Source organism: Streptomyces sp. P9-A4, from assembly GCF_036634195.1.
Taxonomy (GTDB): domain Bacteria; phylum Actinomycetota; class Actinomycetes; order Streptomycetales; family Streptomycetaceae; genus Streptomyces.
The window spans coordinates 1134910-1150983 of the sequence record NZ_JAZIFY010000001.1; the positions used below are offsets into that span (position 1 = coordinate 1134910).

Below are 16074 nucleotides of genomic sequence, written 5' to 3' on the forward strand. Positions count from 1 at the left end.
CGTCACGCCGTCTCCGTCACGAGGCGCTCGACGGCGGCGATGGCCTCGCCGACGGCCGCCGGGTTCTGGCCGCCGCCCTGGGCGACATCCGGCTTGCCGCCGCCACCGCCACCGAGGGTCTTGGCGGCCGTGCGGACCAGTTCGCCGGCCTTGAGACCGCGCTCACGGGCGGCCTCGTTGGTGGCGATGACCGTCAGCGGCTTGCCGTTGACGGTGGTGAACAGGGCGACGACGGCCGGCCGGCCGCCGGAGATGCGCCCGCGCACGTCGAGGACCAGCTTGCGCAGGTCGTCGGCGCCGGTGCCGTCCGGGACCTGACCGGTCACCAGGGCCACACCGCGGATGTCCTGGGCGGAGTCGACGAGACCGGCGGCGGCCTGGAGGACCTTCTCCGCGCGGAACTTCTCGATCTCCTTCTCGGCGTCCTTGAGCTTGCCGAGCATGGAGGAGATCTTCTCCGGCAGCTCCTCCGGACGGCCCTTGACCAGCTCCTGGAGCTGGGCGACGACCGTGTGCTCCCTGGCGAGGAAGTTGTACGCGTCGACGCCGACGAGGGCCTCGATACGGCGCACACCGGAGCCGATGGACGACTCGCCGAGCAGCTTCACCAGGCCCAGCTGGGCGGTGTTGTGGACGTGCGTGCCGCCGCACAGCTCCTTGGAGAAGTCGCCGATGGTGACGACGCGCACCTTCTCGCCGTACTTCTCGCCGAACTCGGCGATGGCGCCCTGGCGCTTGGCCTCGTCGATCGGCATGACCTCGGCATGGACCTCCAGCTCGCGCGAGAGGACCTCGTTGATCTTCTGCTCGACGTCGGTGAGGACCGCACCCGGGACGGCGTTCGGCGAACCGAAGTCGAAGCGGAAGCGACCGGGCTGGTTCTCCGAACCGGCCTGGGCGGCCGTCGGGCCGAGGGCGTCGCGCAGGGCCTGGTGCGTCAGGTGCGTGGCGGAGTGGGCGCGGGCGATGGCCCGGCGGCGGCGCACGTCGATGGCGGCGTAGGCGGTGGCGCCCACGGTCACCTCGCCGACCTGCACGGAACCCTTGTGCACGGAGACGCCCGGGACGGGCTGCTGGACGTCGCGGATATCGATGACGGCACCGCTGTGCAGCCTGATCCGGCCCTGGTCGGCGATCTGGCCGCCGCCCTCGGCGTAGAACGGGGTGCGGTCGAGGACGACCTCGACCTCGTCGCCCTCCGAGGCGGCCGGCGAGGGGACGCCGTTGACGAGCAGACCGACGATCGTGGTCTCGCCCTCGGTGTTGGTGTAGCCGGTGAACTCGGTGGCGCCGTTGCCGTCGGCGATCTCCCGGTACGCGGTCATGTCGGCGTGACCGGTCTTCTTGGCCTTGGCGTCGGCCTTGGCGCGGTCCCGCTGCTCCTTCATCAGGCGGCGGAAGCCGTCCTCGTCCACGGAGAGGCCCTGTTCGGCGGCCATCTCCAGGGTGAGGTCGATCGGGAAGCCCCAGGTGTCGTGGAGCAGGAAGGCCTTCTCGCCGGCGAGGATCGTGCCGCCGGAGGCCTTCGTCTCGGTCACCGCGGTGTCGAGGATGTTGGTGCCACCCTTGAGGGCCTTCAGGAAGGCGGCCTCTTCGGCGAGGGCGACGGTCTCGATGCGCTTGCGGTCGGTGACCAGCTCCGGGTACTGCTCGCCCATCGTGTTGATCACGGTGTCGACGAGTTCCTGGACGACCGGTCCGGTGGCGCCGAGCAGACGCATGTTGCGGACGGCGCGGCGCATGATGCGGCGCAGCACGTAGCCGCGGCCCTCGTTGCCGGGGGTCACGCCGTCACCGATGAGCATCACGGAGGTGCGCATGTGGTCGGCGACCACGCGCAGCGAGACGTCGCTGTCGTGGGCCTTGCCGTAGGCGACACCGGTGAGCTCGGTGGCCTTGTCGATGACGACCTGGAGGGTGTCCGTCTCGTACATGTTCTGGACGCCCTGGAGGATCATCGCCAGGCGCTCGAGGCCGAGGCCCGTGTCGATGTTCTTCGACGGCAGCTCGCCGAGGATCGGGAAGTCGTCCTTGCCGGAGCCCTCACCGCGCTCGTACTGCATGAAGACGAGGTTCCAGATCTCCACGTACCGCTCGTCGTTGACGGCCGGGCCGCCCTCGACGCCGAACTCGGGGCCGCGGTCGTAGTTGATCTCGGAACAGGGGCCGCAGGGTCCGGGGACGCCCATCGACCAGTAGTTGTCCTTCTTGCCGAGGCGCTGGATGCGCTCGGCCGGGACGCCGACGACGTCACGCCAGATCTGCTCGGCCTCGTCGTCCTCCTGGTAGACGGTGATCCAGAGCTTCTCCGGGTCGAGACCGTAGCCACCGTGCTCCACCGAGCTGGTCAGCAGCTCCCAGGCGAGCTTGATGGCGCCTTCCTTGAAGTAGTCGCCGAAGGAGAAGTTGCCGCACATCTGGAAGAACGTGCCGTGGCGGGTGGTCTTGCCGACCTCTTCGATGTCGGGCGTGCGCACGCACTTCTGCACGCTGGAGGCGCGCGAGAACGGCGGCTTGACCTCGCCCAGGAAGTAGGGCTTGAAGGGCACCATGCCGGCGGGGACGAGCAGCAGAGTCGGGTCGTCCGCGATGAGCGACGCCGAAGGGACGACGGTGTGCCCGCGCTCCTCGAAGAAGCTCAGCCAGCGGCGGCGGATTTCAGCCGACTCCATCAGTGGTCCTCATTCCGGTTGTACGAGATCGTGGGGATTGAATGCGTGGTCGGGTGCGAGGTGGGGCCGAGCGCGGCCCTGCGGCGCGGTTCCGGGAGCTCCCGGCCCTGGGCGGGGCCCGGGTCGACGGGTGCGTCGAGGCCGAGCGCCTCTTCCAGTTCGGCTTCCCGCTGGACCATGCCCGCCCTCACGTCGAGGGCGAAGTCCTTGAGCCGGTGGCCGGTCTCGAGCGCCTTGTTCGCCGCCTGGGCCGCGAGGCTCTCGGGGGTCAGCTGCTTGAGCTTCCGGTTGACCTTGGTGGTGGCCCACACGCCGGCGGCTGCGCCGGCCGTGAACCAGAACGTGCGGCGGAACATCGCGGTTCAGCCCTTCTGCTTCCGGCGTCGCGAGGACGGCACGGTACGGCCGACGATCACAGTACGTCGCGCGGAGGCCCTCGGTACGTCCTCGCCGTCCCGCTCCCGGCCGAGCGCCTTGCGCACGCCGTAGCCGAAGGCGGCGACCTTGACGAGGGGGCCGCCGAAGGTGGAGGCGACGGTGGAGGAGAGCGCGGAGGCGTTGGAGGTGACCTCCTGGACGTCCGTGGCGATGGCGTCGACCCGGTCGAGCTGAGTCTGTGCCGAGCGCACGGTCGCGGAGGCGTCGGCCAGCAGGGGAACGGCCTGCTCGGTCACGTCCGCCACCAGCTTGGTGGTCGCCCTGAGCGTCTGCGCCAGCCTCACCAGCACCACGGCGAGGAAGGAGACCAGGATCGCCCAGAAGACGGCCACCAGGATCCCGGCAACCTCTCCACCGGTCACTCTGCACCGCTCTCTGCTGTCGTTGGGCCCTTGCTGAAATTCGTCCCCCGACCCTATCGCGCCACGGCCGTCCCGCCGTACCGCATTAGCGCCCGTGGGGCGGTGGTCGCGGGAACCGATTGTACGGAGAGCGTCCGGGTCGGTACGCTCCGTGTCCCATGCGACGGAGCAATCTCCCGGCGGAGCTGAACCGGTTCGTCGGACGGGCCGCCGAGCAGGCCGCACTGGCGGCGCTCCTCGACACATCCCGCCTGGTCACGGTCGTGGGCGTGGGGGGCGTCGGCAAGACCCGGCTTGCGCTGCGCGCCGCCCACGGGGTGCAGAAACGCTACGGCGACGGGGTCCGGCTGGCCGGCCTCGCGGCCCTGCGCGACGACGGCCTGATCGAGCACGCCCTGGTCGAGGCGTTCGGCCTGACCGACCACACCCCGCGGGCGCCGCGCGAGGTGCTCCTCGACCATCTCGCGGAGCGCCGGACGCTGCTGGTCGTGGACGGTTTCGAGCATCTGGTGGCGCCCTGTGCGGCGCTGGTGCGGGAGCTGCTCGAACACGCTCCCGGGCTGACCGTCCTGGCGGTCGGCCGCCGGCCGCTGCGGGTGGCGGGCGAGGCGGTGTTCCCGCTGGCGCCGCTGGCCGAGGAGGACGCGGTGGCGCTGCTGGCCGAGCGGGCGGCGGAGGCGGGAGCCCCGGCCCTGTCGGGTGCCGGGCTCGCTCCGCTCCCCTCCGGCACGGAGGCCGTACGCGAGCTGTGCCGCCGTCTCGACGGGATCCCGCTGGCCCTCGAACTGGCGGCCGGGCGGCTGCCCCTGCTCTCCGCCGAGCAGATGCTGCACCGGCTCGACGACCGGTTCCGGCTGCTCACGGACGGGGCGCGCGGGGCGCTCCCCCGCCATCAGACGCTGCGTACGACGATCGGCTGGAGCCATGAGCTGTGCACCCCGGAGGAGCGGCTGCTCTGGGCGCGGCTCTCGGTGTTCCCCGGCCCCTTCGACCTGGAGGCGGTGGAGTACGTGTGCGGCGGCCCGGAGCTGCCGCCCGAGCTGGTCCTCGACCTGCTCGGGGGGCTGCTCGCGCAGTCGCTGCTGACCCGGGAGGACGCGCCGGTCGGTCCCGCGTACCGGATGCTCGACACGGTCGCCGCGTACGGGGCGGAGTGGCTCGCGGCGCTCGGCGACACGGAGCGGATGCGGCGGCGCCACCGCGACTGGTACATGGGACTCGCGACCTGGTGCGAGCTGGAGTGGTTCAGCCCGCGCCAGGCCGAGGTGGCGGTCCGTACGGAGACGGCGCTCCCCCATCTGCGGGCGGCTCTCGACCTGTGTCTGGAACTCCCGGGGGACGCGCACCTCGCCCAGCACCTGGCGGGCACGCTCTGGTTCGCGTGGGTGGGCTGCGGGCGGCTCTCGGAGGGCCGGCACTGGCTGGAGCGGGCGCTCGCGCTGGAGTCCGGGCACGAGGAGGCGCGGCTGAAGGCGCTGTGGGTGCTCGGGTACGTGACCGTGCTCCAGGGGGACGGTACGGCGGCGGTGGCGGCGCTCCACGAGTGCGGGGAGCGCGCGCGGTCCTCGGGGAACGCCCTCGCGGAGGCGTACGCGACGCACCGGATGGGCTGTCTGGCGCTGCTCACGGACGACCTGCCGCGGGCCGAGGAGCTGATCGGCCGGGCGCTCGTCGGGTACCGGGAGCTGGGCGAGCTGAACAGCAACGTGCTGATGGGGCAGATCGAGGTGGCGCTCGCGCGGGCCTTCCGGGGCGACCTGGAGGGGGCGGTCGCCCGCTGCCGGGAGGTCCGGGAGATCTGCGAGGAGCGGGGCGAGCTGTGGAGCCGGGCGTACGCCCTCTACGTCCTGGGGTACGCGGCGTGGACGCGGGGCGCGTACGGGGAGGCGCGGGAGCTGCTCACCGAGAGTGTCCTGATCAACCACACCTTCCGCGACCTGGTCGGTCTGGTGCTGGCGGTCGAGCTGCTGGCGCTGGTGACGGTGTACGAGGGCGATCCGGCGGAGGCCGCGGTCCTGCAGGGGGCGGCGGTGCCGATGTGGGACACGGTGGGCGTCCGGCTCTTCGGTTCGGCGGCGTTCGACGGGCCTCGGACGCTGTGCGAGCAGCGGGCGACGGAGGCGCTGGGGCCGGTGGCGTACGGCCTCGCGTTCCGGGAGGGCCAGGGGCTGTCGGCGGCGGAGGCGGTGGAGCGGGCGCTCTCGGCCGGCCGGAGCCCTGCCATCGGCGGCCCGGCGGAGTCGTCCGCCCCGCGTCCCTTCCGTACGGCGAGGGCGGCGGCGGTCCCGGGAACGCGGAAGCCCGCCGGCTCCCCCACCGGTAAGGGCGGGGAAGCGGCGGGCTGAACACCGCGTGGGCGGTACTACTGCCGTGCTGGGATCAGCGGGCGTAGTACTCGACGACCAGCTGCTCGTCGCAGATGACCGGGATTTCCTTGCGGTTCGGGTCGCGGTCGAGGCGGAAGGCCAGGGCCTTCAGGTTGACCTGCAGGTAGCGCGGGGTCTCGCCGTCGGCGGCGAAGCCACCCTCGCGGGCCATCTCGAACAGCGGCTTGGTGCGGCTGCGCTCGCGGACCATCACGACGTCGTCGGGACGGACGCGGAACGACGGCTTGTCGACCTTGCCACCGTTGACCTGGATGTGGCCGTGGACGACCATCTGGCGGGCCTGGTAGATGGTGCGGGCGATGCCCGAACGCAGGACCAGGGCGTCGAGGCGACGCTCGAGCTCGACGACCAGCGCCTCGCCCGTCTTGCCTTCGGCCTTCTTGGCGCGGTCGTAGGCGCGCGCCATCTGGCGCTCGCTGATGTCGTACTGGGCGCGCAGACGCTGCTTCTCGAGCAGACGGACCTTGTAGTCCGAGTTCTGCTTGCGGCCACGGCCGTGCTCGCCCGGCGGGTAGGGGCGGGCCTCGAAGTACTTGACGGCCTTCGGGGTCAGCGCGATGCCGAGGGCACGCGACTTCTTGACCTTGGGACGGGACTGGTTCGGCATGAACCAACCTCTCTATCTGAACGAAACGGCTTCACCAGGGTTAGGGGAGGTCGCATCCGCAGCCGGGAAACCTTCCGGGTCCGTACGGGACGGACCTGTCGGGCAGCCGCTCCCAGGTCTGGGCACATACGTGCAGCACGCGGACGACCCATCGCCGGTCCCGGGAATCCGGGGGGTGATGGGTGGCACGCGACACCTTCGAAGGTGCGCGACGCTCCTGGAAACCCCGCCCGAGGGCCGGGTCTCCGGCTGACTGTCCCGTTCTGGTGGTGCCGACCGGGGTCGGGCACGGGACGCAGCAATCCGGACCAGTGTAGCGGCTCCGGAGGGCACCCTCGCACCGGGTCCGCCGTCCTACTCGTCGCCCTTCAGACGCGCTCTCACCCGCTCCACCACGTCCGCGTACCGCGCCTCCGCGCCGTAGCGGGTGGGTTCGTAGTACTGCCTGCCATGGATGGTGTCCGGCGCGTACTGCTGGGCCGCGATGCCGCCCGGCACGTCGTGCGGGTACACGTACCCCTGGGCGTGGCCGAGCTTGGCCGCGCCCTTGTAGTGGCCGTCGCGCAGATGCGGCGGGACCGAGCCCGCGAGACCGTTGCGTACGTCCGCGAGGGCGGCGCCGATCGCGGTCGTCGCCGCGTTCGACTTGGGGGCCAGGGCCAGGGCGATGGTCGCGTGGCTCAGGGTCAGGGCCGCCTCGGGAAAGCCGATCATGGCGACGGCCTGGGCGGCGGCGACCGCGATCGGCAGGGCGTTCGGGTCGGCGAGGCCGATGTCCTCGCTCGCGGAGATCATCAGCCGCCGGGCGATGAACCGGGGGTCCTCCCCCGCCTCGATCATCCGCGCCAGGTAGTGCAGGGCCGCGTCCACGTCCGAACCGCGGATCGACTTGATGAGCGCGCTGGCCACGTCGTAGTGCTGGTCGCCGTCCCGGTCGTACTTCACGGCCGCGCGGTCGACGGTCTCCTCGACCGTCTGGAGGGTGATCTCCGGCTCGCCCTTGGCGATCGCCGCACCCGCTGCGGCCTCCAGAGCGGTCAGGGCGCGCCGGGCGTCGCCGCCCGCGACGCGGAGAAGGTGGGCCTCGGCGTCCGCCGGGAGGGTCACCGCGCCGCCGAGCCCGCGCTCGCCGGTGAGCGCCCGCGCCATCAGGCCGCGCAGGTCGTCGTCGGTCAGCGGCTCCAGGGTGAGGAGCAGCGAGCGGGAGAGGAGCGGGGAGATGATCGAGAAGTAGGGGTTCTCGGTGGTGGCGGCGATGAGCGTCACCCAGCGGTTCTCGACGGCGGGCAGCAGTGAGTCCTGCTGGGCCTTGGAGAAGCGGTGGATCTCGTCGAGGAAGAGGACGGTCTCCTTGCCGTAGCCGCCGACCGCGCGCCGCGCGCCGTCGATGACGGCGCGGACCTCCTTGACGCCGGCGGTGATGGCCGAGAGCTCCACGAACCGCTTGTTGGTCGCCTTGGAGACCACGTACGCCAGGGTGGTCTTGCCGATGCCCGGCGGCCCCCAGAGGATCACGGAGGAGGCTCCGGCCGGGCCGCCGTCGCCGTCCCCCACGAGTCGGCGCAACGGCGATCCGGGCTTGAGGAGGTGCTTCTGGCCCACCACCTCGTCGAGGGTGCGCGGGCGCATCCGGACAGCCAGCGGGCTGCTGGCCGGATCCTTCTCCTGGCGGTCTTCGGCGGCTGCGGTAAAGAGGTCGGGCTCCACAGTCATGAAGCCTAAGTCAGGGCACTGACAGGGCCGTCACCCGCGGCCGGTCCGTCAGCTGGTCCAGAAGTCCCACCAGCGGGTCAGGATCAGCATGCCGATGATCCCGATGTGCAGGACGGGCAGGATCCAGGTGAACTCGTCGAAGAAGGTCCTGAGGCCGCGCGGGGCGGGGAGGACGCCGTTGCGGACGTTGTGCGAGGTCACGTACCAGAACATGACGATGGTGGCGACCCAGGCCAGGCAGCACCAGAGGCAGAGCGAGTTGATCTCGTACAGCGACTCGTACATCAGCCAGGTGCAGAAGCCGACACCGAACAGGGTGCCGGCGTTGAGGCCGAGCCAGTACCAGCGGCGGTAGCGGGCCCCGGCGAGCAGGCCCACGCCGATCGCGATCACCATGGCGTACGTCACGAGGCCGAGCATCGGGTTCGGGAAGCCGAACACCGAGGCCTGCTCGCTCTTCATGATGTTGCCGCAGGAGACGATCGGGTTGAGGCTGCACCCCGGGGTGAAGTTGGGGTCCTCCAGCAGCTTGAACTTGTCGATCGTGATGATCCAGGCGGCGAGCACCCCGGCCGCTCCGGTGATCACCAGCAGCCAGGCGAAGGCCTTGCTCGCCCCGATCGTTCCGGCGCCGTTCCCGCCGGACGCGGCCTCGTCCACCGCTGCCTTCGTCATGTCGCCTTTTCCCTCGCTCGCGGGCCGTATGGGCATGGTCATTCTGCCGTACGGGGCACCGACTCCACCGTTCGAGGGACATAAGTGAAGCCGGCGTAAGGATCACGCGAAGGGGCCCGGTCCACGCGCGCGCGTGGACCGGGCCCCTCGATGCGTGACGGCCGGTCAGGCCAGCGTGGCCCGCACCGCGTCCAGGAGGCCGTCCAGGGTGACCGCCTGCTGCTCGCCGGACTCCATGTCCTTGAGCTGGACGACACCCTCGGCCAGGTCGCGCTCGCCGGCGACGACGGCGAGGCGGGCGCCGGAGCGGTTGGCGTCCTTCATGGCGCCCTTGAGGCTCTTGCCGCCGAAGGCGAAGTCGGCGGCGATCCCGGCCCTGCGCAGCTCGGTGACCTTGCCGAAGAGCAGACGCCGGGCCTCCTCGCCGATGGCCACCGCGAAGACGCTGGTGACGGCGGGGATGTCGAGCTCGACGCCCTCCGCCTCCAGGGCGAGGACCGTACGGTCGACACCGAGCGCCCAGCCCACGGACGGCAGCGCGGGGCCGCCGATCATCTCGGAGAGGCCGTCGTAACGGCCGCCGCCGCCGACCGCCGACTGCGAGCCGAGACCGTCGTGGACGAACTCGAAGGTGGTCCGGGTGTAGTAGTCCAGGCCGCGCACCAGCTTGGCGTCGTCCTCGAAGACCACGCCCGCCGCGGTGATCAGGGCGCGCACCTCCGCGTGGTACGCCTTGCAGGCCTCGCACAGGTAGTCGCCCAGGAGCGGCGCGCCGACCAGCTGCTTCTGCACGGACTCGCGCTTGTCGTCGAGGACCCGCAGCGGGTTGATCTCGGCGCGGCGCAGGGTCTCCTCGTCGAGGTCGAGACCGCGCAGGAAGGTCTGGAGCGCCTCGCGGTAGACGGGGCGGCACTCCTTGTCGCCGAGCGAGTTGAGCAGGATGCGGAAGTTCCGCAGGCCCAGCGAGCGGTAGGCCTCGTCGGCCAGGATGATCAGCTCGGCGTCGAGCGCCGGGTCCTCGGCGCCGATCGCCTCGGCGCCGACCTGCGAGAAGTGCCGGTAACGGCCCTTCTGCGGGCGCTCGTAGCGGTAGTACGAGCCGGAGTACCAGAGCTTCACCGGCAGGTTGCCCTGCTTGTGGAGGCTGGCCTCCAGGGCGGCGCGCAGCACGGACGCGGTGCCCTCGGGCCGCAGCGCGAGCTTGCTGCCGCCCTTGGTCTCGAAGGCGTACATCTCCTTGGTCACGATGTCCGTGGACTCACCGACGCCGCGGGCGAAGAGGTTCACGTCCTCGAAGCCGGGGGTCTCGACGTAGCCGTAGCCGGACTTCCGCAGCGGGGCGGAGATCGCCTCACGGACCGCCAGGTAGGTGGCGGAGTAGGGCGGGATCAGGTCGTACGTGCCCTTGGGGGCCTTGAAGGTGCTCACGAAAGTCGTCACATTCCTCGTCGGGGAGCCTTCGTGCTCCCGAGGCCGGCAGCCACGTCCCGCAGATACGGGTTGGTGGCACGCTCCTGGCCGATGGTCGTCTGGGGACCGTGTCCCGACAGCACCACGGTCGAGTTGTCGAGCGGCAGGCACACACGGGCCAGCGAAGCGAGCATCTCGTCCATGTCACCGCCGGGAAGGTCGGTGCGTCCGACGGAGCCGGCGAACAGCAGGTCCCCGGAGAAGAAGACGGAGGGGATCTCCGTGGTCTCCGGCATCCTGAAGGTCACCGACCCCTTGGTATGACCGGGCGCGTGGGCGACGGAGAAGTCCAGACCGGCGAGCTTGAGCTCGGCGCCGTCGGACAGTTCTCGCACGTCGTCGGGCTCTCCGACGGTCAGCTCGCCCATGAGGGGCATCCCGATGGAGCGACCGAGGGCCTTCTCCGGGTCACTCATCATGTAGCGGTCGGACGGGTGGATCCACGCGGGGACGTCATGGGCGCCGCACACCGGGACGACGGAGGCGACGTGGTCGATGTGTCCATGGGTGAGGACGACGGCGACGGGCTTGAGCCGATGCTTCTTCAGCGTCTCCTCGACACCCTGGGCGGCCTGGTGGCCCGGGTCGATGATCACGCACTCCTCGCCTGCGGCGGGGGCGACCAGGTAGCAGTTGGTCCCCCAGGCCCCGGCGGGGAACCCGGCAATCAGCACGTTCGTCCTTAGTTGTCGTCCGGCACGGGCGCGGAAATCGCGGGAAACGCGGGATCCAGCAGATCAGAGCCTACCGGCGGTGCCGGTTCCACAGCCAACCCGTATACGGTACGGGCACATCCGGCCAGGACAGGAACAGACGAGCGACAGGAGCGGAACCGGTGGTCACCAGCGATCAGCGGCGGCGGCAGCTTGCCAGGGAGAAGTACGCGCGGCAGCAGCAGCGGCGGCAGGAGAACCGGCGCAAGGCGAAGCAGCGCAACGTCGTCATCGCGGCCGCCCTCGCGGTGGTCCTCGCGGCGGGCGGCGCCGTCTACGCCTCCGTGGCGCTGACGGGCGACGACCCCTCGAAGGGCTCGGACAGCGCGGCGAGCGACACGCCCAGCACCCCGGCGCCCTCGCAGAGCGAGTCGGCGGGCCCGGAGCCGAAGATGGCCGTGGACACCAAGGCCACGTACGCCATGACGCTCACGACGAACCAGGGCCCCGTCACCATCACCATGGACGCGGCGAAGACCCCGCGCACGGTGAACTCCTTCAAGCACCTGGCCGACAAGAAGTACTTCGACGGGACGAAGTGCCACCGGCTCACCACCCAGGGCATCTTCGTGCTCCAGTGCGGTGACCCCAAGGGCGACGGCACCGGCGGCCCCGGCTACACCATCCCGGACGAGAACCTGGGCGCCCTCGGAAAGGCGGGCGCGGACGGCGCGGTGACCTTCCCGGCCGGCTCCGTGGCGATGGCCAACACGGGACAGCCGGGCAGCGGCGGCTCGCAGTTCTTCCTCGTCTACAAGGACACCAAGCTGCCGCCGACCTACACCCCGTTCGGGAAGATCGACGCGGCCGGCCTCAAGGCGGTCCAGGACGTGGCGAAGGACGGTGTCGAGGGCAGCGCCACCGACGGCGCCCCGAAGAAGGCCGTCACCATCGCGAAGGCGACCGTCACGAAGAAGTGAGCCGGGGGTCCGCACGCGCGCGTGACCGTCGAATCTCGGTCGCGCTGAGTGCGGACAGCCGGGCCGCCGTTCGCCTAGATTGGCGTTGTGCAGCGTTGGGCCGTCGGCCGCGCTGCGGATGGCGGGCGAGGCCCGCCGGGAAACTGTGGACGATGCCCGGGGGGTACGACCCCGCGACGGCATCATGGTGAGGAGGCGCTGTGAGCAGCGACCCGTGGGGCCGCGTCGACGAGACGGGCACCGTGTACGTGCGGACGGCCGAGGGCGAGAAGGTCGTCGGATCGTGGCAGGCCGGCACCCCTGAGGAGGCCCTGGCCTACTTCGAGCGCAAGTACGAGGGCTTGGTTGTCGAGATCGGCCTCCTCGAGAAGCGGGTGAGGACCACCGACCTCTCGGCGAAGGACGCCACCGCGGCGATCGAGCACATCCGGCAGCAGGTCGACGAGCATCACGCCGTCGGCGACCTGGCCGCGCTCGCCGCCCGGCTGGACAAGCTCGTGGAGACGGTCGACTCGCGCCGCGAGGAGCGCAAGGCCCAGAAGGCCAAGCAGACCGACGAGGCGCGCGGCGCCAAGGAGAAGCTGGTCACGGAGGCCGAGGAGCTGGCCCGGAGCGAGCAGTGGCGCTCCGCGGGCGAGCGGCTGCGGGCCCTGGTGGACACCTGGAAGGGCCTCCCCCGGCTCGACCGCAAGTCCGACGACGAGCTGTGGCACCGCTTCTCGCACGCCCGCTCGGCGTTCTCGAAGCGCCGCAAGGCCCACTTCGCCTCGCTGGACGCGCAGCGCGAGGACGCCCGCAAGGCGAAGGAGCGTCTGGTCACCGAGGCGGAGTCGCTGTCGAACTCCACCGACTGGGCGAACACGGCGGCCCGCTACCGCGACCTGATGACGGAGTGGAAGGCGGCCGGCCGCGCCCAGCGCGAGCACGAGGACGATCTGTGGAACCGCTTCCGCGGCGCCCAGGACGTCTTCTTCGCGGCGCGCGGCGAGGTCTTCGCCGAGCGGGACGCGGAGCAGACCGAGAACCTCAAGCTCAAGGAGGAGCTCGCGACCGAGGCCGAGAAGCTGCTGCCGGTGACGGACCTGAAGGCGGCGCGCGCGGCCTTCCGTTCCCTCAACGAGCGGTGGGAGGCCATCGGCCACGTCCCGCGTGACGCCCGTCCCAAGGTCGAGGGCCGGATGCACACGGTGGAGCGGGCGATCCAGGAGTCCGAGGAGGCCGAGTGGCGCCGGACGAACCCGGAGGCACGCGCGCGTGCCGCGGGTCTGACCGGTCAGCTCCAGGACGCGGTCGAGAAGCTGCGCAAGCAGATCGACGCGGCCCGTGCCGCCGGCAACGACTCCAAGGCCGACAAGCTCTCCCGCGAGCTGGAGGGCCGTCAGGCCCTGCTCGACCAGGCCATGAAGGGCCTGGAGGAGTTCGGCGGCTGAGTCCGTAGCTCTTCGCGTACGAGGAAGGCCCCCGGCAGCGCGCCGGGGGCCTTCCTCGTACGTACGGCTACGGGCGCCGGGCGCTCGTCACGCGGTACACGTCGTAGACGCCCTCCACGCCCCGTACCGCCTTCAGGACGTGGCCCAGGTGCTTCGGGTCGCCCATCTCGAAGGTGAAGCGGGAGGTGGCCACCCGGTCGCGGGAGGTCTGGACGGCCGCCGAGAGGATGTTGACGTGCTGGTCCGAGAGGACCCGGGTGACGTCCGAGAGCAGCCGGGAGCGGTCCAGGGCCTCGACCTGGATGGCGACGAGGAAGACGGAGGACTGGGTGGGGGCCCACTCGACCTCCAGGATCCGCTCGGGCTCCCGGGACAGCGACTCCACGTTGACGCAGTCGCTGCGGTGGACCGATACGCCGCTGCCGCGGGTGACGAATCCGATGATCGGGTCGCCGGGCACGGGGGTGCAGCAGCGGGCCAGCTTCACCCAGACGTCCTCGACGCCCTTGACGACAACGCCGGGGTCGGCGCTGGAGCGGCGCTTGGAGCGGCCCCGGGTGGGCGGCGACGCCTCGTCGATGTCCTCGGTGGCGGCCTCCTCGCCGCCGAGCGCCTGGACCAGCTTCTGCACGATGGACTGGGCGGTGACATGGCCCTCGCCGATCGCCGCGTACAGCGAGGAGATGTCGCTGTAGCGCAGCTCGTGGGCGAGGGTGACGAGAGAGTCGCCGGTCAGGATCCGCTGGATCGGCAGGTTCTGCTTGCGCATGGCCCGCGCGATGGCGTCCTTGCCCTGCTCGATGGCCTCGTCGCGGCGCTCCTTGGAGAACCAGGCTCGGATCTTGTTGCGGGCGCGCGGGGACTTGACGAAGCCGAGCCAGTCGCGGGAGGGCCCGGCGCCGGCCGCCTTGGAGGTGAAGACCTCGACCAGGTCGCCGTTGTCGAGGGTCGATTCGAGCGGCACGAGCCGGCCGTTGACCCGCGCTCCTATGGTGCGGTGGCCGACCTCGGTGTGGACGGCGTACGAGAAGTCGACGGGGGTGGCGCCGGCGGGCAGCGCGATGACGTCGCCCTTGGGCGTGAAGACGAAGACCTCGTTGCGGGAGAGGTCGAAGCGCAGGGACTCCAGGAACTCGCTGGGGTCCTCGGTCTCCTTCTGCCAGTCGAGGAGCTGGCGCAGCCACGCCATGTCGTTGAGGTGGTCGTCCTTGCCGGCCTTCTTGGGCACGTCGGCGCGGACCTTGGAGGCTCCGGCGACGGCCTCCTGCTTGTACTTCCAGTGCGCGGCGATGCCGTACTCGGCGCGCCGGTGCATGTCGAAGGTGCGGATCTGGAGTTCGACGGGCTTGCCGTTGGGTCCGATGACCGTCGTGTGCAGCGACTGGTACATGTTGAACTTCGGCATCGCGATGTAGTCCTTGAACCGGCCGGGGACCGGGTTCCATCGCGCGTGGACGGTGCCGAGGGCCGCGTAGCAGTCGCGGACGGTGTCCACGAGGACGCGGATGCCGACCAGGTCGTAGATCTCCGCGAAGTCACGACCGCGGACGATCATCTTCTGGTAGACGCTGTAGTAGTGCTTGGGGCGGCCGGTGACGGTGGCCTTGATGCGGGCGGCGCGCAGGTCTGCCTGGACCTCGTCGGTCACTATGGCGAGGTACTCGTCCCGCTTGGGGGCGCGCTCGGCGACGAGCCGGACGATCTCGTCGTACATCTTGGGGTAGAGGATCGCGAAGGCGAGGTCCTCCAGCTCCCACTTGATGGTGTTCATGCCCAGGCGGTGGGCCAGGGGCGCGTAGATCTCAAGGGTCTCGCGGGCCTTCTTCTCCTGCTTCTCCCGCTTGAGGTAGCGCATGGTGCGCATGTTGTGCAGGCGGTCGGCGAGCTTGATGACCAGGACGCGCGGGTCCTTGGCCATGGCGACGACCATCTTGCGGACGGTCTCGGCCTGCGCGGCCTCGCCGAACTTGACCTTGTCGAGCTTGGTGACGCCGTCGACGAGCAGGGCGACCTGGTCGCCGAAGTCCCTGCGGAGGGTGTCGAGGCCGTACTCGGTGTCCTCGACGGTGTCGTGCAGGAGCCCCGCCATGAGGGTCGCCGGGTCCATGCCGAGTTCGGCGAGGATCGTGGTGACGGCGAGCGGGTGGGTGATGTACGGGTCGCCGCTCTTGCGCTTCTGGCCGCGGTGCCAGCGCTCGGCGACCTGGTAGGCCCGCTCGATCTGGCGGAGCGTGGCCGTCTCGATCTTGGGGTCGTTGGAGCGGACGATCCGCAGCAGCGGTTCGAGGACCGGGTTGTACGGGGAGGACCGCTGGACGCCGAGCCGGGCGAGGCGGGCGCGGACGCGGTTGGAGGAGCCGCCCGAGCGGGTGGGCGCGGCGGGCGCGGGCCGCGCGGGCGCGGGCGCCGGGGCCTCGGGGGCCGGGGCGGGCTCGGCAGGCGGGGGCCCGGTCTCCGCGGGCTTGTTCTGGGGCGTGCCGGTCCCCGGCGCGGCCTTTTCGGCCTTCGGGTCGGGCTGCGCGGCGGAGAGTGACTGGGCCTCGTCTGGCAAGAAGCGCTCCTCTGGCGGTCCCCCCGGACGGAGTCTGGGGGAGGTTCCGGGTCCCCCGGTCAGGCCCGGAAAACCCATGGTATCGAGCCAAGAGTGCCCGTGCTCACGCGCCCGGGTTTGGACGGCTCCCTGGCGG

12 protein-coding genes are annotated in these 16074 nt (G+C 71.0%); 3 read left to right on the plus strand and 9 right to left on the minus strand.

What is annotated here, in order from left to right; translation table 11 throughout:
- Positions 1 to 2: 2 nt before the first annotated feature.
- Genes alaS through V4Y03_RS04995 form a run of 3 tightly spaced genes read right to left on the minus strand, consistent with a single transcriptional unit; the run spans position 3 to position 3472 of the window.
- Entirely contained in the window at positions 3 to 2672 is a 2670-nt protein-coding gene (alaS, locus tag V4Y03_RS04985) for an alanine--tRNA ligase (protein ID WP_332434146.1), read from the minus strand.
- Positions 2672 to 3028, minus strand: coding sequence for a DUF6167 family protein (locus V4Y03_RS04990; RefSeq protein WP_317874437.1), 357 nt, complete (start codon positions 3026 to 3028; stop codon positions 2672 to 2674). Before V4Y03_RS04990 ends, alaS begins: the two co-directional genes overlap by 1 nt.
- A 6-nt stretch (positions 3029 to 3034) precedes the next feature.
- Entirely contained in the window at positions 3035 to 3472 is a 438-nt protein-coding gene (locus tag V4Y03_RS04995; RefSeq protein WP_317874438.1) for a DUF948 domain-containing protein, read from the minus strand.
- Between the two features lie 158 nt (positions 3473 to 3630).
- On the opposite strand from V4Y03_RS04995, the gene V4Y03_RS05000 reads away from it, so the two are divergent.
- Entirely contained in the window at positions 3631 to 5817 is a 2187-nt protein-coding gene (locus V4Y03_RS05000) for an ATP-binding protein (RefSeq protein ID WP_332434147.1), read from the plus strand.
- 34 nt (positions 5818 to 5851) lie between these two features.
- Here the strand turns inward: V4Y03_RS05000 and rpsD are convergent, their stop codons facing one another.
- From rpsD to V4Y03_RS05025, 5 genes are all read right to left on the minus strand, one after another.
- Positions 5852 to 6466: a 30S ribosomal protein S4 gene (gene rpsD, locus V4Y03_RS05005; protein WP_015032311.1), complete on the minus strand. Its 615-nt coding sequence runs from the start codon at positions 6464 to 6466 to the stop codon at positions 5852 to 5854.
- A 354-nt stretch (positions 6467 to 6820) separates the two neighbouring features.
- Entirely contained in the window at positions 6821 to 8173 is a 1353-nt protein-coding gene (locus V4Y03_RS05010; protein WP_317874446.1) for a replication-associated recombination protein A, read from the minus strand.
- Positions 8174 to 8227: 54 nt separating this feature from the next.
- Positions 8228 to 8854 (minus strand): vitamin K epoxide reductase family protein, encoded by a 627-nt coding sequence (locus V4Y03_RS05015; RefSeq protein WP_317874440.1) that lies wholly within the window; start codon positions 8852 to 8854, stop codon positions 8228 to 8230.
- A 165-nt stretch (positions 8855 to 9019) separates the two neighbouring features.
- A complete protein-coding gene (gene hisS / locus V4Y03_RS05020) occupies positions 9020 to 10282 on the minus strand; it encodes a histidine--tRNA ligase (protein ID WP_332434148.1) in 1263 nt (420 codons plus the stop codon).
- Between the two features lie 8 nt (positions 10283 to 10290).
- On the minus strand, positions 10291 to 10998 hold the full coding sequence (locus V4Y03_RS05025) for an MBL fold metallo-hydrolase (RefSeq protein WP_317874442.1): 708 nt from the start codon (positions 10996 to 10998) through the stop codon (positions 10291 to 10293).
- A 161-nt stretch (positions 10999 to 11159) separates the two neighbouring features.
- Between V4Y03_RS05025 and V4Y03_RS05030 the strand changes: the two genes are divergently transcribed.
- Both V4Y03_RS05030 and V4Y03_RS05035 read left to right on the plus strand, forming a co-directional pair.
- A complete protein-coding gene (locus V4Y03_RS05030) occupies positions 11160 to 11957 on the plus strand; it encodes a peptidylprolyl isomerase (protein WP_317874443.1) in 798 nt (265 codons plus the stop codon).
- Positions 11958 to 12157: 200 nt separating this feature from the next.
- Positions 12158 to 13387, plus strand: a complete 1230-nt coding sequence (locus V4Y03_RS05035) for a DUF349 domain-containing protein (protein ID WP_317874444.1) — start codon at positions 12158 to 12160, stop codon at positions 13385 to 13387.
- Between the two features lie 67 nt (positions 13388 to 13454).
- On the opposite strand, the gene V4Y03_RS05040 is transcribed toward V4Y03_RS05035, so the two are convergent.
- The gene (locus V4Y03_RS05040) at positions 13455 to 15938 is read right to left on the minus strand and encodes a RelA/SpoT family protein (RefSeq protein ID WP_332434149.1); all 2484 of its coding nucleotides are present in this window, start codon (positions 15936 to 15938) and stop codon (positions 13455 to 13457) included.
- Positions 15939 to 16074 lie beyond the last annotated feature (136 nt).